Here is an 18845-nt window from a genome sequence, read left to right on the forward strand (position 1 = left end):
TATTTTCATTATCCAAAAACACGGCAGTTGGAGGTGGGAGGGTTATAAATCCATTGCAATACAATAGATTAGCCGCCCCCCAAGGAGGCCATCCTTAAAGGACTAGGGTAGTTCTGTAAGGAGGAGTTCTGCAGTTGAACCGTGTACACAGGACACTGCAGATTGCTCAAGAATGAGCATAAACAGTGGACCGTTTCTGGTCCTTACTCGTTAAGTTCGTTACTTTTTGTTTGGATGCGCGAAGGGGTGATGTTTCAAGAATGTTGTCTTTCACTCTTGCCATCTTCGCATCAACTATTGGGACCTGTATTGGTCTCGACTACGCTATTGTTGTTGTGACCGCGTACAAAGAAAAGCACGTTGGTCTACTCGCCTGACTTTGTTCAACTTGGTTTAGAGACAACTACTCTCTTGCGCTTTGTCTCGATCATTGGGTTTTTTGAAACCCCGCTGACATCAGTATCCTGTTTTTGGTAGGCATTGTGGTGCACTTGAAGTAGTTGCTTCTGTTTCTCAACTTCTGACTGCATTCTTCGGCGCATGATTTCCGTATTCCTTAGAGAATTTCGATCCGCGTAACGTTCCTTCGCCACAGCCTTTCTTTTTTGATTTCTCTCTTCTCGTGCTTTCCACTTAGCTTCGATGTGTATCTTGAGTTCATCTTCACTTAGGTGCAGCAGGTGTTCCTGCTTGCGGTGCCACCGGAGAGAGCGTTGCATACTGTCTTCGTATTTTGTGGCTCTATCAGCAGCTTCTACTTTGCGCTGATTGCAGGCCAGAACTCGGCAGCTGTCGGAACAGTACTTAGACGTCGCGCGGAATGGGGTGTATTTCGTCCTACAGTGTTGGCAATTCTTACGAGCCTTTGGCTTGGCAGTTTTCGAATTCTTGTCGCTTGTGGCCATAGTGTCGATATCCCTGCTGGTTTTCGCAAATCGGCGTTTTCTTCTCATTAGGAGGCTGGAATACTCTTTATTATTGTTATCAACGATTTGCTTGAGTTTCAGAATTAACGATAAGAAGCAATCCCGACGACGAGACGATGCACCGGTTACACCCCGCCAAGTTATCTAATGCACGCACCCCTCGCCCCCTTCGTTTCTCCCAGAAAAATCTCTGCGCCTTTCCCCATACGTCCCCTTCGGGTCTTCCCCCCTCCCGGGGTGGTCTCCCATTGAACCATGAGTGCACCACGGGTGGCCTAGAGCGGTCACAGGGGTGCGTGAGGGGGCGCTGGAGGTGTCGGTGTGAGTACGGCCCCGCGGGAACCGCAACGGGGCTTTAGGGGCAGCTAAAGGGTTCTGAAGGCCACCGTAGACCACTGCGTAGACCATTTGGTGCCTGTTGACAGCAGCACACGACCTCGCATACCCCTTGTTTTGCTGGAGACACCAGCTGAAGAAGTGCCTGTAGGAGGAACAGAACCTCCGCCCCCGGGCACCACTTTAACTGATAAAGTATTGGTTTCGCATCGGCTTTTGACAGTTGGCTGAAGCCGCAGACCAGTTCATCAAAATACACCCTCGTGACCGGCGGTTTTTTACTTCGGTCACCACAAAAGACACGGCTATACATTGCCAGCGACTCCCGTTAAGAGGCGGTCTTTAACCTTGGAAGATGCGCTGATTGCAATACCGCAAGGCACGTATCCCCCGGCTGATACAAAGAACACCACCGTGAAACAGACCATCGCAGATGCGCTTGCCCGCAAGGGTTACGATACTTTGACACAAGTCCAGCAGGCCGTGACACAGCCTGAGCTGGAAGGGCGCGATATGTTGGTGTCGGCGCAAACCGGATCGGGAAAAACCATCGGGTTTGGGTTGGCAATTGCACCGCAATTGCTGGGCGAAGATGAGACGTTCGGGGCGTCCGGCGCGCCGTTGGCTTTGGTGGTTGCGCCAACGCGGGAACTGGCCATGCAGGTCAAGCGCGAGCTGAGCTGGCTATACTCTGTTGCGGGCGCGTTTCTGGCCTCGTGCGTCGGTGGCATGGATATGCGTGATGAACGCCGGGCTTTGGCGCGTGGGGCGCATATTGTTGTCGCAACGCCGGGTCGCCTGCGCGATCATATCATGCGTGGTTCCATTGATCTGACCGCGATCCGGGCTGTGGTTCTGGACGAAGCAGATGAAATGCTGGACCTTGGATTTCGCGAGGATCTTGAGTTCATCCTGGATGAAACCCCGGCAGACCGGCAAACGTTGCTGTTCTCGGCTACGGTCCCACGCGCCATTGCTAGCCTGGCAACGCGCTATCAGCGCGATGCCGAGCGGGTGAGCACTGTCAGCGAGAAAACCCAACATGCCGATATCGAATATCGTGCGATGATGGTGGCGCCGCGGGACGGGGATAACGCGATCATCAATGCATTGCGGTATTACGAAGCTCCCAATGCCATCGTTTTCTGTAACACCCGCGCGATGGTGTCACGACTGACCACGCGGCTTTCAAACCGCGGGTTTTCTGTGGTGGCACTGTCCGGTGAGCTGACGCAGAGTGAACGCTCTAACGCGTTGCAGTCGATGCGCGATGGACGTGCGAGGGTGTGTGTGGCGACAGATGTCGCGGCGCGCGGAATTGATTTGCCGAACCTCGATCTAGTGATCCATGCCGAGCTGCCCAACAGTCACGAGACGCTATTGCATCGCTCTGGGCGCACGGGCCGGGCAGGGCGAAAGGGCGTCAGTGCCCTGGTGGTCGAACCGTCATCGCGGAAAAAGGCAGAGCGTATTCTGAAGTTCGCAAAACTCACGGCGGATTGGGGCGTCGCCCCGTCTTCGGATGAGGTGAACGAACGGGATCAGGCGCGGATGCTCGCCTCGGATGACTGGCAAGTCGAAGTTACCGAAAGCGAACAGGGTGCGGTTCAGCACCTGGTTGAAAAATTTACCCCTGAACAAATTGCGGCAGCGTATCTCCGTCAGTATAAATTGCGCCACTCAGCGCCGGAAGAGTTGGCCCCTGTGACGGCGGACCGCCCGAAACCCCGGGCCGCCTTTGGTCCGAGCGTTTGGTTTTCCTTGTCTGAAGGTCGCAACCAAAATGCCTCGCCGCGCCATTTGCTGCCGATGATCTGCAAGGCCGGTGATCTGACCAAAGACGATATCGGTGCGATCCGGATTGCCGATGATGTGTCTTACGTCGAGATCCGCGAAGTCAGTGTTGCGGGCTTTCTGGCGGCTGTTGGACCGGGTATGAAAATCGAAGGTTCGAAAGACGTTGTGCGCTTGGATGGCGCGCCTGACGTGCCAGCGTTTGAGCGTCCAAAGTCCAACCGCCCACCCAAGGGTAAACCGCGTCCGCGCAAAGGGGATACAACCCCGGTCGATTGGAACGATGCCCCGACGCCCCGTAACCGCAAACCTAAGCCCGAAGATCGCAAGCCCAAAAAACCTGCGGAACAGCGTTCCAAACCAACCCGATTCAAAGATTCTGGCTCGGTACAGCGCAAGGACTCGTCAGGGACCGGCACAACGGGTGATGCGGATGCCAAATTCACGGCAACAAGCGCAAAGAAGAAGTCCCATAAAGCACCTGCCGGCAAAACTAAAGACGCGAGCGTAAAGCCCGGCGGTAAACCCACCAAAGGCCCACCGCCGCCCAAGGGAAAACCCAGCAGCAAGAAAAACCGCACCCGTACTACGATTGCGAAACCGGGAAAAGGTGGAGACGCCTTGCCGAAACGGCGCAAGACTTAGCGTCGTTCAATGCACCGGGTCGGCCCCGGCTGCGCGCCAGCGGGAATAGTCCTGCTGGTACTCAGCCCTGATCGTCAACGATTTCGAGTATCCGGTTGCGCTGAATCTTACCCGATGGCCCCTTTGGCAGATCGCGCAGAATGTGAACCTCGTCAGGGGATTTGAACCGACCCAGCTTGGTCTCACAAATTTCTAAAAGAGTCAGCGAGGTCAGTTCGGACCCTTCCCGGATTTTGACAGCGGCCTCGACGGTTTCGCCATAGCTGCGGCAGGGGCGTGCAAAGGCTGCGGCTTCGACAACGTCGGGGTGGGAATAAAGCGCCTCGTCGATTTCACGTGGGGCGATGTTCTCGCCGCCCTTGATGATCAGCTCTTTCAAGCGGCCCGTGACATAGACGTATCCATCCTCATCCATGCGCGCCAGATCGCCGGTGCGAAGCCATCCATCGGCAGTAAACGTGCCTGCGGTCGCATCCGGATCCTTAAGGTATTCAAGCATCACATTTGGTCCGCGTATGACCAGCTCACCCTCGGTTCCGTGTGGGACGGGCTGTTGGTTCGCATCCCGGATCGCGGCGTCGTTTCCATAGGCAACACCTGGTGAGCCGATCTTGCGCACACCTGGCGGAAGTGGGTTCGAAAGGATCTGCGCGGCGGTTTCGGTGAGGCCCATGGTTTCGACGATGGGAACGTCGAACCGTTCTTCGAAAGCCCGTTGTACGTCCGGTGCCAGCGCGGATGAGGCAGAGCGCCCGAACCGCAACCGCTGACGGGTTTGGCTGTCCGGGTTGGTGTCGGATTGCAGCAGATGAGAGATGATGGTCGGGACTACCGAAAACCAAGTTGCCTCAGTTTTTCCAAGATTGTCCCAGAACCGGCTGGCCGAAAACCGTTCGCACATAGCCAGTGACCCGCCCGAGACGAGCGTTCCCATCACGGTCACGCAAAGACCGTTAATGTGATAGATCGGCAGGACACAGAAACCGCGATCCGTGTCGGTCAGTTCATGTGCGACGGCGGTGGTCCAGCCGCCTGCCAAAAGGCTGGAATGGGTATGAACAACGCCCTTTGGTCTGCCGGTTGTGCCTGAGGTGTACATGAGAAGGGCATGATCATCGGGCGTCAGGTCATAAAGCTCGTTATCTGCGTCACCAGCATCGACGATCTGCAAAGGTGTGGTCACGGCAGGGTCGGCAGTTCGGCCGAACAACTCGGCTTGATCCGGGTGCACGAAGGCAAAGCGCGCGCCGCTGTGTTCAAGGGCATAAGCCACGGCACTGTCGCCAGCGACGAGATTGATCATTGTTGCCCGGAATCCGCCATAGAGAACGCCGAACAAGGTGACAAGCGCCTCGCGGCAATTAGGATAGATAAGGGCGACGCTTTCGCCTTTTTGCGCCCCAAGGCGGGTTAGCATGCCTGCGACGTTTTTGGCCGAACCGCGCAATTCAGCCCAGCTCAAATCCTGTGCGCCATCGGGAAAAACAAACCCGGTTCCGCCCTGATCGGCTCTTAGGTCCAGCCAATCGCGGACCGTTCCTATGGGCGGTTCCATCATTGGCCAGCCTCCCTCCAATACGCGCCGAATACGTCCTCGAGCGCGGGTTCGCGTGGGGCTATTTCACGCACAATTTTGGTGGTCTGGACGAAGTGTCGCCAATGCAGGTTCGTATCGATAGAGTTTCCGCCCCAGCTGCCGCATCCCATGGACAGGGAAAAGGGCATTCCGTTGTTAAAGCTGCCGCCTGTTGCAAAGGTATGCGCCTGGTTCACGATAACCCGGCAGGTGGGTAACTCTCGGCCCAACTCAACAGCGCGCGCGTCGTCGCTGGTGTGAATGCCAACCGAATGTCCGGCCCCCTGATGGGCTAGGACACGCGCTGCAGTGGCCTTGGCAGCCGCATAGTCCGACGCCCGGTACAGCGCCAAAACGCGGCTCAGCTTCTCCCCAGACAGAGGATGATCGGGACCGATCCCATCGGTCTCTACTGCCAGAAACTTCGTGCCGTCGGGTGCTTTGTCTGCCATCCCCAACGCATCAAGCATCTTGCCGGCATCCTGAGCGATCGCCGATCGGTTGAGGTGCCCGTCCGGCCAGAGACGTGCAATGATCCCTGCGGCATCGGAAGCAGGGACCAGCGCACCGCCTTCGGCCGCCATTGCTGCGACGAAGTCGTCATAGACTGCGTCCACCACCACAACCGCGTTCTCGGACGAGCACGAAGTCGCATTATCAAAACACTTTGACGCTGTGATCTTGGCCGCGGCCGCCGACAGATCGGCGGTTTCATCGACAATCACGATGACATTGCCCGCGCCGACCGCGACGGCCGGTGTGCCGCAGGACTGGGCCCGGTGGACGTTGTTCTGACTGCCGGTGCAGATCACCCGATCCGAGGTCTCCATCAGCCGTTGTGTTTTGGCCTTTGATCCCGGTGCGGGGATCATCTGGACCAGGTTCCGATCCAGCCCCAGCTTGTCAAACTCGGTGTGGATGAAACTTAGCAGCATCTCACAGGATGCGACGCCCTTGGGCGAGGGGGCGACGACGATAGCATTGCCACCCTTGAGAGCATTAATGATGTTGTTGGCCGGTGTAGCGGCCGGATTGGTTGAGGGAACGACCGCGCCTACGACGCCGATCGCACGGGCGATTTCCGTGATGCCTGTTTCAGGATCGTCGCTGATGACCCCATATGTCTTTGCCTCGGCAATGTCGCGCAGAAGACCCAGAGTTTTGCGGTGGTTTTTGGTGATCTTATCGGGGACATTGCCCAGCCCGGTGGTTTCAACCGCCAGTTCTGCCAGCGCCTGATTGCGCGCGGGTTCCATGATCGCCCAGCCTGCCGCCAGCGCCGCCTTGTCATAGAGCGCCTGACTGCCTTTAGCCTCATAGGCAGCCTGAGCCTTGCGCGCATGTGCCACGATCCGGTCCACTTCGGCGATTTCGGGGGCTATGTCGTTTGGAGCGTTCATTTTGGTCCTCGATTGGTTGTCCGGGACGGGTTCTACCCGCCCCGATTTGGGTCGGTTAAAGACCAGCCAGCAATTCGTTCAGCGTCTGCTGGCGCTGCGCCCACATCTCGATCACTTCGTCACGTGTCATGATGTGCATGGGCGAGCCACCCGCTTCCATCTTCTTGGAAACACGAGAATTGGCGAACATCTCGGGCACGGTCGCGGCCAATTTTTCAATCACCTCAGGAGGCGTTCCCTTGGGCACCATTACACCCCTGAAATTGACCGAGGAGTTGTCCACGTCCAACCCCTGTTCCAGCATCGTCGGAACATCCGGCAGGAACGCGTTGCGTTCAAGATCAGCGACGCCGAGAATCTTCACATTGCCCGCCTCTTGCGCACGGAACGCATCGGACAGGTTGTTGATGCCGCCCATGACTTCACCAGCGATGACGGCCTTCATGGCTGCTGCTCCGCCACCTTTGGTCGGGATGTAGGCCATCTTGGTCCCGGCTGCCTTGTCGATCTGCAACGCCGCGATGTGGTGGCCCACAAAAAGGCCCGCGCCAGATACCGTCAGCTTGCCCGGGTTTTCCTTGGCATAGGCGACAACATCATCCATCGAGTTGAACTCACTGTCGGCGCCAACCACGAACACGGCCGGGTCTGCGCCCCAGTTCGCGATGGGTTCAAAGCTGTCGGTCGAATATTCGACGCCACCCTTGATCGACTGGGCGATGAAATGAGGAACGTTGTACGCACCCAGCGTATAGCCATCTGGATCGGCCTGAGTTGCGAACCAGTTCCAGCCAACGCGCCCACCGGCACCAGGCTTGTTGATGATGGCGATGGGCATCCCCAGCGCATCCTCGTTGCCCGAGGTCATGGTGACGATCCGTGCCTGAAAATCGGTCGCGCCTCCGGCTCCGTAACTGACCATCATCATGATCGGCCGTTCCGGGTACTCCTCGGCCATTGCCGCGCCTGTCAGGCCCGTCAGAGCCATTGCTGCCCCTGCAATCAATCGTTTCATTTTGCGTTTCCTCCCTAAGTTGGTTCATCCGCGCATTTGCGTGTTCAGAACAGAATTTCTCTTGGTGTGTAGACGTTCAAAAGCATGGCAAAGAGCCCGTACATCACGGCCACAAAGACCGCCGTGATGATCCCGCGTTTGATCCAGGTTTTGACCTCGGAATGGGGGGCGGGGTCGTAGATCGACAAAAGGGTAAAAAAGGCGATGGTTGTTGCGGTGTAGAACCCCAGCGTCTTCGCCGCCCAAAATACGTAGATCAGCGTGATGATCAGACCCGGCAGCATGTTCAGGAACATCGTCCGCGTCACGCCGTTTCCGACCTTGGACAGACCCATAACCGCTTTGCCAAATGTCCATCCGGCCAGAACCACAAAGACCGTTGCGATCAGGCGTGGGAACAGAAATGCCTCGGCGGGTTGTTGCGTGTAACTGACCCATGCGACCCACAGGCCAACTGCAAAGACCAGACCTGATCCGAATACGTGCTGTGAGCGGTTCATGCCTGCGCCTCCTCTTTGGTTGTGTAGCGGTGGCTGCGCAGTTCCATCCAAACCGAATAGGCGATCGAGGCCAGTACCACTGCGATCAGGAACAGGTTCAATCCACCGGTCATGAAGTACGAAGCCTTGCCGACGGTCGCGTCAGCGATCATTCCACCCTGGATGAAGTTGGCCTCGGCGATTGGTCCGAGGATCAGGCCCAGTACCAACGGTGCAGCCGAGAAACCAAAGCGTTCCAAAAAGAACATGCCGATGCCGAGGCACGCCATCACGTAGACGTCGCCCATCGAACCCTGAACCGAGTATGCGCCAAAGACCGAAAGGGCCAGAACGATGGCGGCCATAACCGATTGCGGAACCTGTGCGACGCGTGCGGCGAGACCCGCGACATAGAGGCCGAAGATACACATCAGCACCTGCCCGATCAGCATCGAGTTGATGAAGGTCCACGCCACGTCCGGATGGTTATCGAACAAATCCGATCCCGGGAAAATCCCGTGGATCAGCAACCCGCCCAACAGCACAGCGGCGGTCGGGCTGCCGGGGATGGACAGCGTCAGCAGTGGAACAAGCGAGGGTCCAACCATCGCGTTGTTGGCAGACTCCGCGGCAATCACGCCCTCGGAATGTCCCGTGCCGAATTTGTCCTTTTCGGACGAAAACTTCTTGGTCTGGTCATAAGCGACAAGGCCCGCGATCTGTCCACCGACGCCAGGGATCAGGCCGATGATCGAACCTGTCAGCGTTCCGATGCTCAGCGCTCGGGTGCGGCTGAACAGTTCCCTGAACGCCGCCAGGATCGAGTGGCGTTGCACTTCGATCACTTCGGCGCCTGTGTTGTGCCGCCCTTTGGCAAACATGGTCAACACCTGAGGTATCGCAAACAAACCAATCAACGCGGCGATGATGTTGATGCCGCCGCCCAGTGCGGGGTGAAAGATAAAGCGTTGTGCACCCATGATGTCGTCGAACCCGATGGTCGCCAGCCACAACCCAATACAGCCCGAAAGCAAACCCTTGACCACTGAGGCCGAGTCCAGCGTGCCAATGACCGTCACGCCTAGAATGGCCAGCCAAAACAGGTGCGATGGTCCAAAGGCAAGCGCCCATTGCGCCAAAACGGGCGTCAGGAAGATCAACAGCAGAACGCCAAAGATTCCGCCCACGGCCGACGCCAGAAAAGACAGCTGCAAGGCGCGGGCACCTTCGCCTTTTTGGGCCATGGTGTGGCCATCCAGAGTGGTGGCGATATTCGCCGGAGCGCCAGGGATCTTCAGCAAGATGGCACTGACCGCTCCGCCAGCTACAGTCGATGTATAGGCCGCCCCCAGCAGGATCAGGCCTTGCGCGGCCTCAAGTTGGAAGGTGAACGGGATCAACAGGGCCACCGCCATCGTTGGTGACAGGCCGGGAGTCGCGCCCAGAATCAGCCCTCCGATCGTGCCGCCCAAAAGCAGCAGGAACGACATCGGCGTGAACACATCTCCGAAGTAGTAAATGAATTCCATCCTGGGCCTCCCAACCCGTCCGTTCGCACTTTTACCTTTGTTGACAAATCAGGTTAGGGGATGAAAATAGTATTGCAAATGTTTTCATAAATTTGACCGGGTAGGGTAAAATTATGGCTAACTTTCAAAAGGGTAAGGTGGATATTGTAGCTGTTGCAAAGGCTGCAAAGGTGTCGCCGTCGACGGTTTCACGTACCTTCAATCACCCCGATCTGGTCAACCCGGCGACTCGCAGAAAGATCAACAAAGCGGTGCAGCGCTTGGGATACATCCGCAACCGCGCGGCCCAAACGATGCATGGGAAACGGTCGGGAACAATTGGCCTTGTCGTGCCCACAATCAACCACGCCATTTTTTCCGAGGTCATTCAGGCCTTTTCGGATTCGATCGACAAAGAGGGGTTTAGCCTGTTGCTGGCGTCGCATGGGTATGACCTGGATCGGGAATACGCGATGGTTCGCAAGTTTCTTGAACATCGCGTGGACGGTGTGGCGCTGGTCGGGTTGGAACATTCCGATGCCACCAACCGCTTAATCACGCAGCAAAAGATACCCGCATTGGCAATCTGGAACCACTCAGAGGAATCACCCCTGCCTTGCGTGGGTGCGGACAACCATCTGGCCGGACGATTGGCGGCCGAACACCTGCTAGATCTGGGGCATCGTGATATCGGGCTGATCTTTCCCGAAACTCAGGGGAACGACCGCGCGCAACACCGCCTTTCCGCTGTGCATGATGCGTTGGGCGAACGGGGGGTTTCCGTACCAGATGAGCATGAAACCCAAGCGCCATATAGTGTTTCTCAGGCAAAGCAGGCGGCCCTGGCCCTTTTGACGACGCCGAAACGTCCGACGGCATTGCTGTGCGGCAATGACGTCATTGCGCAGGGGGCGCTGTTTGCTGCCCAAAAACTTGGATTAAGCGTTCCCGATGATCTGTCGATAATTGGTATCGGGGATTTCAAAGGCTCAGCGGACGTCGAACCCGGCCTTACAACCATCCGCATTCCCGCAGAAAACATCGGAGCACTGGCCGGTGAGAAATTCACCGATTTCATCACGTCGGATGACCCAAAGCATTTCAGCATCCGCTGTGATTTGGAATGTGTCGCCAGACAAACGACCCGTTCGCTGGCGACCTGACAGGCCTAGGCAGAATAGCTAGGCTATGATTGCCTCAATCTTATCCAGCGTGGCCGCATTGACGGCAACACCATCGGTCTGTGCCTCCCTGCGCTTGCCGCCGCGCCCATCGCCGGGCAGATGCGCTCCGTTCTGTGCGCGGATTGCGCCGACCAACTCGCTGATCCCCGAAGTAAACGCATCGCCAGAGGTGGCGGTCGGGTCTATCGCAATGAAGAACTGCCCGGTCTTGGGCGGCCCACCGGCGGTGCCGGAAAAGGGCGAGGCGTTAATGCCAAGGGCCGCTCCGGTCAACGCTGCGGCCATGATCTCGGTCAGTAAGGCAACACCCACACCCTTGTAACCACCTGACGGTGCCATCGACCCCTTCAGGCCAACATTCGGGTCCGTGGTCGGATTGCCATCTGCGTCCAGTGCCCAGCCAACCGGGATCGGTTTGCCTTCGCGCGCGTGTTTCATGACCTCGCTTTTGGCAATCGTGCTGGCGCTTTGGTCGATCAGTAGGGCAGGCTGGCCGTCCGCGCCCGGTGCCGCGATCGAGAAAGGGTTGGTTCCGACGACGGGTTTCGCACCGCCCGAAGGCGCGATCGAGGCCGGAGCGTTGGTGAACCCCAAACCCACCAATCCTGCCTGCGCCAAACGGTACGTATGGTAGCCAAGGACACCGCAATTATAGCTGTTGCGGATCGACAGTGCCGCGATCCCCTGTTCGCGTGCAGCTGGGATAAGGGCCTCAAAACCCATATCAATTGCGGAATGGGCAAAGCCGGTTGCTGCGTCCACATTCACTGCGCCGGGGCGCGGGCGCGACAGTTCCGGTTGGGCCGTTCCGTCCACTTTCCCACATTGCACGTGCTCGCAATATATCGGGATGTAGGCCAGCCCGTGGCTGGCAACCCCATCCGCCTCGGTTGCAGCCGTCGCAACGGCCAATGGCCGGGCGTTGGCTTCAGCGGTTCCTGCGGCGACAAGCGCACGAAAGGCGAGATCTTCGATCTGCTCAAGGGTCAGTGTACGGGTTTCAATCATTGGGGCCTCTTCAATCGTTGTCGGATAAGCCCGCTCCGGCCCCGCGCAGGCGGGATTCCTCGGTGGCGGGGGCGTATGTTCGGTGGGCGAACCGGTCTAGTATGCCCCAATCGGTCGGATCGGGCTCGGCCCGTGTTCGATGCGGGGCGGGGGCCGTAAGTTGGCCGCCAAGGTGCACAGATACCTGATGTGCCCGGTCCGGGATCGGGGCGTCCAGGGACAAGTCAAAACCGTCGGTTTCCGCTAGTGCGTGGTCATAATCTACGCTCACGCAGGTCGCTAGAAAGCGTGCGGCATTGGCCGCAAATGGAAGCAGCAGTGCGGGTACGGCTACGTTTCTTATTGCTATCGGGGATGAATTCAGGCGGTGGGCACAATCGGACAATAATGCGCCGGTCACCAATGGGCACAGCTGGTTTTCGCTCTGCCATTCGCCGCTCAGATCGGACGGGGCGTGTGTCTTTGGTGTACCCGCCAAATCAAGTTGCAGCAGCTGAGCCAAAGCACCGGTACCGTTTTGCCCGTGCGCGCACAGCCAGCGCGTTGCTTTCGCGGCTTCCTCAGCAAGTCCCCAGCTATATCCAGCTCCTCGGGTCGCACGCTTTGCGGTGGCTTCGACCTCATTCAGCGAGACGTTCATTGGGAAAGCTCCGGATAAACCCACAGATCTGCGGTTTTGGCATTCAGATCTTCGGGGTAGGGGGCGCCAGCGTACATGCAGATACGCACCCAGCGGTCCGAGCGTGGGTCAAAATGCGTAGCACCAAAAAAGGATAACTTGGCTCGGAGCATATCGATGGGCATGACCCCAGCGCTGATCGTGTTGTCGCGAAGCTCGCCATATGGCGCGACAAGGCCGATCTGCGCACGCCGGATCGTGTGACGGTGTTCAGGATGGCGCAGTAGGAACTCGGCTATCGACCTGTCGTCCTGCCATTTCTCAAGGTCCGCGAAAGCCAGCGCGGCGTCTCTGGCCGGGGCAAGGGGCTGTTCGTATTCGGCAATTGGTTCCTCGAACCGTTCACCCAAGCGTGGTTCCAGTTTTTCTTCAGATACGTACCAGGCGCGCGCGCAGTTTGCCTCTGCCGACCATTCCAAATCCAACGCCCAACCAAAGCGGTCCTGAATCGCGGTGCGGACCTGATCGACGGTCATGCCCCCGTTGATAACCTGTGCTTGCGCATTCCCGTCAGCCATACAGCCGGTCAGGCCGTCCACCAGATCGCCATAGGGTTCCAGAACAAGTGAGGCGAGCAGTTCCTGCCCTTCTTCGCCAAGTGTGGTTTCGGACCAGCGGATCAGCCTGTCCCACGGGTGGTCCTGCGTCAGGTCATTTTCGTCCAGATAGCCGGAAATGGCTGTTAGATCTGCATTCAGCGACGCAAGCTTCTCAATCTGGACCGGATGTTCTGATCGCCACCACGACATGGACAGTTTGCTGCGATCGTAGATTTCACGAAAGTGTCGGGCTTCATCCTCAGACGCTGTTTGCAGGGATCGCACCCGTGCCAAAGCTTCCTCGCGCGTCATAATCCAATTGTTGAACAGCACCGGGTGGTTCACGATGAACGGAGCCATGCCAAGGCCGGTAGAGTTACCGATGCCCAGCCACTGCGCAATCTCGGGGTCCAGATCCGCCGTCTGCATACCGCCCTTGGCGAGGGCCATATGTTGCACCAGATCGCGGACAAATGTTCGCGTCAGGTAGACCGACAGCATTTCCGCCTGAAACGGTGCGTGCAGTTCTGGCCGGTTCGCTATCTTCTCGCGATCTGCGGCGCCGAACTTGCCCGATCCGTAAACGGCCGTCGTCCGCATCAGGTAGCCAACTTTATGGATTTGCTCCAAGTCGGGCTGATGTCCGGCAGCCAGCCTGTCGACCACGTGTTTCCACAAACGCACGGAGCGGTTGGCGCGGGACAGTGACAGCTCACTTTCGCTTACGCGCCCTGCCTCTTGCAAAGGAACGTTTTCTGACAGGCGTTGGATGTCCTGCTCCGTTGGGATGCCATCGAATAATGCGAAAGTGGCGTCCCACGCCTCGGCGATCACCCGGTCTGACCGTTGTTCGGGCGGCAGGTCATGGGCAAACGCAACCAGCGAATAGGCGCGATCCGGACCTTGCGCCGTGTAGACAGCGTGGCCGACGCCGTTTTCGTCGATCTCAAAAACAGGGCGCGTAAAGGCCCAGTTCTCACGCGCCATACGCCGGGTCAGTTGCCGCATGAAGCTGAGTCTGCACTGATGCAACGACCCCAGCCGCGACAGGCGCATAACCTGCTTGGGATCGCGTCGTGGGATATCAGTACTGAAGTGGTTCATGCGGTTTTTGGTCCAAAGTTCTGATCGAAAAAGCGGAACCAGTTGCCGCCCATGATGCCCGAGACTTCTTCGGCGTTCATGCCAACGTTGCGCAGCCCGGTTTCGATATTGCCAAAGTCGCGATTGTCCTCGAACCAGCCGGGCATCGGCGGAAAGCCGGGATTGCTGGCGGAACCTTCGCCATAGTCGATTTCCTTGGTCCAGCGACCAACGCGCATCCACTCGACAATGCTGTCGGGTTGATCCTGACACAAGTCGGTGCCGATCCCCAGATGTTGTGCACCGTATTTTTCGGCCGTACGGGCGATCATCTCGCAAAAACTCTCCAGCGTGCAGTCGGATTTGTCTTTCAGATGATGAGGGTAGACCGAAAAGCCCAGCATCCCACCGTTTTCGGTCACTGCCCGGATCACCGCATCACGCTTGTTGCGCAGGGCCGGGGACCATTCGTGCGGGTTGGCGTGGGTGATGGCGATGGGACGTTCGGACAGCTCGGCGGCCTCGATGGTCGAGCGATCCGCCGAATGGCTCATGTCGACGACAAGGCCTACACGGTTCATCTCTTTGATAACCTGTTTGCCCATACGGGTGATGCCGGTGTCTTCGGCCTCGTAACAACCGGTCGCCAGAAGAGACTGGTTGTTATAGGTCAGCTGCATGAACCGCGCGCCCAGATCGTGCAGGATTTCCACCAGCCCGATATCATCTTCGATGGGCGAGGGGTTCTGGAAGCCAAAGAACACAGCCGTCCGCCCGGTTTCCCGGGCGATGTCGATATCGCTGGCCCAGCGGCCCTTCATGATCAGGTCTGGAAATTGCTCAAACCAGCGGTTCCACTTTTCAAAGTTCAGAACCGTTTCGCGGAAGTTCTCGTGATACGAGATGGTGACGTGGATCGCGTCCACGCCCCCTTCGCGCAGTTGGCGGAAGATTTTCTCCGACCAGTTGGCGTATTGCAGCCCGTCGATGCGCATCAGACCGGGGTCCCGGCGCTGATGTATGCAGTTTTGACCGTGGTGTAGAACTCCGCCGCTGCCTTGCCCTGCTCGCGTGGGCCGTACGAGCTGTCGCCGCGTCCGCCGAAAGGCACGTGGTAATCGGTTCCTGCAGTGGGCAGGTTGACGGTCACAACACCAGTGCGCGCGTTGCGGCGGAAGTGGGTCGCGCGCGCAAGGCTTTGCGTCACGATGCCCGAAGTCAGTCCAAAGTTGGTTGCGTTCACCACGCTCAGCGCTTCGTCATAGCTGCCGACTTTGATGACGCTTGTCAGCGGCGCGAACATCTCTTCGCGGTTGATCCGCATATCGTTGTTGGTGTTCAGGAACACGCCGGGGGACATGTAGAACCCGTCATGCGGCATCTCAAGTCGCTGACCACCGCAGGCCAGTTCTGCGCCTTCGGATTTGCCCAGATCGACATAGGCGAGGTTTTCGCCCAGCTGTTGTTCGCTGACGACCGGCCCTATCTGAACGCCTTCTTCCAGGGCGTGGCCAACTTTTATCGCCTGGGCACCTGCCACAAGCTTTTCGACAAACGCATCATGCACACCGGCATGAACCACAAGCCGCGAGGACGCGGTACATTTCTGACCTGTTCCGCCAAAGGCTCCGCCCAGTGCCAGCGTCACTGCCAGATCCAGATCGGCGTCGTCCATGACGGCCAGCGCGTTTTTTGATCCCATTTCCATCTGAACTTTGGTCAGGTTCTGAATGGCGGCGGCGGCGATGCCTTTGCCAACCGGAACGGAACCGGTGAAGGAAATCGCGTTGACCTTGGGGCTTTCAACCAAACGCTGACCGATCGAGCGGCCCGACCCCATGACAAGGCTGAACAGACCCTTGGGGATGTCCTGCCGTTCGATGATTTCAGTCAGGGCTACGGCAGAGGCCGGCGTGATATTCGCGGGCTTCCAGACAACGGCGTTGCCATAGCACAGCGCCGGAGCAATCTTCCATGACGCGGTCGCAGTCGGAAAGTTCCACGGGCTGATGATGGCTACGACGCCTACGGCTTCGCGGCGTACGTCAATCTCGACGCCGGGACGTACGCTGTCGGCGTTCTCGCCGATCTGGCGCAGGCATTCGGCGGCGTAATAGGTGAAGAATTGACCAGCGCGATAAACCTCGCCTTTGCCCTCGGCCAACGGCTTGCCCTCTTCGCGGGCCAACAGAGTTCCCAGTTCTTCGGCGCGTGACATCAGTTCGTTGCCGATGTTCATCAGGACAGTCTGTTTGCGCTCGGGCAGGTAAGCTTCCCATTCGGCTTGCGCAACGCGAGCCTGATCCAAAGTAGCCTCAAGCTGATCGGCGCTGGCCTGAGCAAACATGCCAACCAGATCGCTCAGATCCGAAGGATTGCGGTTTTCAATTTCGGTCTCACCCGCCAGCCATTCGCCAGCAATCAGATTCAGTTTTGTCACGATGCGCCCCAGAGTCATGAAAATTGGTCTGGCGCAGAATGGCTTTTTGAGTAGATATCAGTCAAACTCAAATAAATTGAGTAAACTTCAAAAAAGGTGAAGCTTGGCGATCAAGATCGAGACCCTGCGGTGTTTTTGCACCGTCGCTCAAACTGGCAACCTGATCGAGGCGGCCGACCGGTTGGGTCGAACCCAGTCGGCGGTCTCGATGACCCTCAAGCAATTTGAGGATCATCTGGGTAAAAAGCTCTTTGAGGGAGAGCGCAAAAACCAGTTGTCCCCGCTGGGGTTACAGGTTTTCGAAGTGGCATTGAAACAAGTCCGCCAATTCGATCAGGCCGTCTTAGATATCATGGCCGCAGCAAAAGCAGAGCACGGGTTGCTGCGCATCGCGTCTGTTCCATCGGTTGCGGCGCTGATTTTTCCTAAGGTTCTGGCCTATGTCACAGAACGCTTTCCCGGAGTAAAAGTCGAATTGCGCGACACAGATACTCAGCAGGTATTGGACGCACTGGTTGAGGGTAAAGCGGATATTGGCATCGCCTCAGGTCAGCACGCGCTGAACGGAGTTCGGTCGCTTCCGTTGTTCGAAGACAGGTTTGGGCTGGTATGCGCCTCTGATCACCGTTTGATACGACAGCCAAATACGCCAACAATTGACGAAGTCCTGACACTTCCGTTTATACGAAACGCGCTGTGCGATCTGATTCAATCGCCCAAGTTCCGGGCATCCGAAGCGCAGGCGGATGTTACTGTTCACAACACCCATTCCCTTATCACAATGGTCAAGACCGGGGATTGGGTAACGGTGTTGCCGCAATCGGTCGCCAATTTCATGCCCGAGGCGACGGCGTTTCGCGAAATTGCGGATTTGCCCGATCAGCGCCAGGTCTGCCTCTATGTCAGTGAACATGCGCGGTTCAAGCATCTGACCGAAGAGGCGGTCGCTTACATTCTGGAACTGGGCGCTGCCTGATGGCAGAGTACGAATTCACGGCCAATTTTCGACAAAGCCGAAACATTTCTATGATAATATCGAATTTGAGTGCTTCTTGGACGTAACGCTTGATGGGTGACGCGTCACCATGTTTCAATTTTTCTTGCCGGGTCGGCGCATCGTGCGGCTGACCCAAAAATGGGAAAGCATCGGCTTTCCGACTTTGTTTGCACGGTGCACCACGGCCCTCGGGCATAGAAAAACAGCGCCGCAGACGTCCAACATGGAGACACAAATGAAAAAATTAGCCACGTTACTGGGAGGCGCATCCGCTGTGATCGCTGGACCCGCCCTTGCTGCTGATATCGTGATCGGCGTGCCGAACTGGCCTTCGGTAAATGCGACGGCACATATTTTGAAGGTCGCGATCGAACAGAACCTCGGTCTTGAGGTTGAACTTCAGAACGGCACCAACCCGATTGTGTTCGAGGCGATGGACTCCGGTGCCATGCACGTACACCCCGAAGTTTGGATGCCCAACCAGCAAAACCTGCATGATACCTACGTAAAAGATAAGGGTACGGTTACGTTCAACGCAAACGGAGTTGAAGCCTTTCAGGGTATGTGCGTCGACAAGGCAACCGCCGAAGCACATGGCATTACGTCCATTGAAGACCTGACAAATCCCGACAACGCCGCGCTGTTCGACAGCAACGGTGACGGGCAGGGTGAGCTATGGATCGGTGCGCCGGGATGGGCGTCGACCAACATCGAAAAAATTAGGGCCAAATCCTACGGTTATGACCAAGTTTTTGAACTGACAGAAATTGACGAGACAGTGGCTTACGCGAATCTCGACAATGCAATCAAGGCTGGCGAGCCGTGGGTTGGGTTCTGCTACACGCCGCACTATGTGTTTGCCCTGCATGACATGCAGATCTTGGAAGAACCGGCGTACGACGCAGCCAAGTGGAACGTGCTGCAGCCCACAGATGACCCGGACTGGCTGGAAAAATCCGAAGCCGGCGTTGCCTGGGATCTTGCCTACCTGCATTTGCACTTCGCAAAGTCGCTTGAGGAAGAATATCCGGAAGTGGCGACTATGCTGTCCAACATGAAACTGGATACGGACACGGTTTCGGCGATGACCTTTGCATTGGTGATCGAAGGCCAAGAGCCTTTGGCTTATGCCGAGGAATGGGTCGGTGCGAACGAAGATGCCGTTCTGGGCTGGATGTCAAATTGATTGACGCCCACCGGAATTGAAACTCTGGCAGGCCGTCGGGACAGCCCCGG

At 57.4% G+C, this 18845-nt stretch carries 15 protein-coding genes; 4 read left to right on the forward strand and 11 right to left on the reverse strand.

The features are described 5' to 3' along the window. Positions 1–383: 383 nt before the first annotated feature. A complete protein-coding gene (locus DK510_RS13125; RefSeq protein ID WP_109312477.1) occupies positions 384–905 on the reverse strand; it encodes a hypothetical protein in 522 nt (173 codons plus the stop codon). Between the two features lie 771 nt (positions 906–1676). Between DK510_RS13125 and DK510_RS13130 the strand changes: the two genes are divergently transcribed. Then, entirely contained in the window at positions 1677–3701 is a 2025-nt protein-coding gene (locus tag DK510_RS13130) for a DEAD/DEAH box helicase (RefSeq protein WP_109312615.1), read from the forward strand. A gap of 61 nt (positions 3702–3762) precedes the next feature. Here the strand turns inward: DK510_RS13130 and DK510_RS13135 are convergent, their stop codons facing one another. The 5 genes from DK510_RS13135 to DK510_RS13155 are packed head-to-tail and all read right to left on the reverse strand — an operon-like array spanning position 3763 to position 9700. Beyond that, complete coding sequence (locus tag DK510_RS13135; RefSeq protein ID WP_109312478.1) at positions 3763–5259, reverse strand: AMP-binding protein; 1497 nt, start codon at positions 5257–5259, stop codon at positions 3763–3765. After that, the gene (locus tag DK510_RS13140) at positions 5256–6677 is read right to left on the reverse strand and encodes an aldehyde dehydrogenase family protein (RefSeq protein WP_109312479.1); all 1422 of its coding nucleotides are present in this window, start codon (positions 6675–6677) and stop codon (positions 5256–5258) included. Before DK510_RS13140 ends, DK510_RS13135 begins: the two co-directional genes overlap by 4 nt. A 55-nt stretch (positions 6678–6732) precedes the next feature. Then, a complete protein-coding gene (locus DK510_RS13145) occupies positions 6733–7692 on the reverse strand; it encodes a tripartite tricarboxylate transporter substrate binding protein (RefSeq protein WP_109312480.1) in 960 nt (319 codons plus the stop codon). Between the two features lie 44 nt (positions 7693–7736). Continuing rightward, positions 7737–8192 (reverse strand): tripartite tricarboxylate transporter TctB family protein, encoded by a 456-nt coding sequence (locus DK510_RS13150; protein WP_109312481.1) that lies wholly within the window; start codon positions 8190–8192, stop codon positions 7737–7739. After that, on the reverse strand, positions 8189–9700 hold the full coding sequence (locus DK510_RS13155; protein ID WP_109312482.1) for a tripartite tricarboxylate transporter permease: 1512 nt from the start codon (positions 9698–9700) through the stop codon (positions 8189–8191). The genes DK510_RS13150 and DK510_RS13155 overlap by 4 nt, the downstream gene beginning before the upstream one ends. Before the next feature lie 113 nt (positions 9701–9813). Between DK510_RS13155 and DK510_RS13160 the strand changes: the two genes are divergently transcribed. Then, on the forward strand, positions 9814–10842 hold the full coding sequence (locus tag DK510_RS13160) for a LacI family DNA-binding transcriptional regulator (RefSeq protein WP_109312483.1): 1029 nt from the start codon (positions 9814–9816) through the stop codon (positions 10840–10842). Positions 10843–10860: 18 nt separating this feature from the next. On the opposite strand, the gene DK510_RS13165 is transcribed toward DK510_RS13160, so the two are convergent. The 5 genes from DK510_RS13165 to DK510_RS13185 are packed head-to-tail and all read right to left on the reverse strand — an operon-like array spanning position 10861 to position 16630. After that, positions 10861–11871, reverse strand: a complete 1011-nt coding sequence (locus tag DK510_RS13165; protein ID WP_109312484.1) for an Ldh family oxidoreductase — start codon at positions 11869–11871, stop codon at positions 10861–10863. A gap of 10 nt (positions 11872–11881) precedes the next feature. Continuing rightward, positions 11882–12511, reverse strand: coding sequence for a DUF3726 domain-containing protein (locus DK510_RS13170; RefSeq protein WP_109312485.1), 630 nt, complete (start codon positions 12509–12511; stop codon positions 11882–11884). Continuing rightward, positions 12508–14193 (reverse strand): hypothetical protein, encoded by a 1686-nt coding sequence (locus DK510_RS13175; protein WP_109312486.1) that lies wholly within the window; start codon positions 14191–14193, stop codon positions 12508–12510. The genes DK510_RS13170 and DK510_RS13175 overlap by 4 nt, the downstream gene beginning before the upstream one ends. Then, complete coding sequence (locus DK510_RS13180; RefSeq protein WP_109312487.1) at positions 14190–15167, reverse strand: membrane dipeptidase; 978 nt, start codon at positions 15165–15167, stop codon at positions 14190–14192. Before DK510_RS13180 ends, DK510_RS13175 begins: the two co-directional genes overlap by 4 nt. Then, on the reverse strand, positions 15167–16630 hold the full coding sequence (locus DK510_RS13185; protein ID WP_370246297.1) for an aldehyde dehydrogenase family protein: 1464 nt from the start codon (positions 16628–16630) through the stop codon (positions 15167–15169). Before DK510_RS13185 ends, DK510_RS13180 begins: the two co-directional genes overlap by 1 nt. A gap of 85 nt (positions 16631–16715) precedes the next feature. Between DK510_RS13185 and DK510_RS13190 the strand changes: the two genes are divergently transcribed. Both DK510_RS13190 and DK510_RS13195 read left to right on the forward strand, forming a co-directional pair. Then, positions 16716–17588, forward strand: a complete 873-nt coding sequence (locus DK510_RS13190; RefSeq protein ID WP_109312488.1) for a LysR family transcriptional regulator — start codon at positions 16716–16718, stop codon at positions 17586–17588. 256 nt (positions 17589–17844) lie between these two features. Continuing rightward, positions 17845–18795: a glycine betaine ABC transporter substrate-binding protein gene (locus DK510_RS13195; protein ID WP_109312617.1), complete on the forward strand. Its 951-nt coding sequence runs from the start codon at positions 17845–17847 to the stop codon at positions 18793–18795. Positions 18796–18845 lie beyond the last annotated feature (50 nt).

The organism is Ruegeria sp. AU67, assembly GCF_900312795.1.
GTDB classification, from domain to species: Bacteria; Pseudomonadota; Alphaproteobacteria; order Rhodobacterales; family Rhodobacteraceae; genus Ruegeria; species Ruegeria atlantica.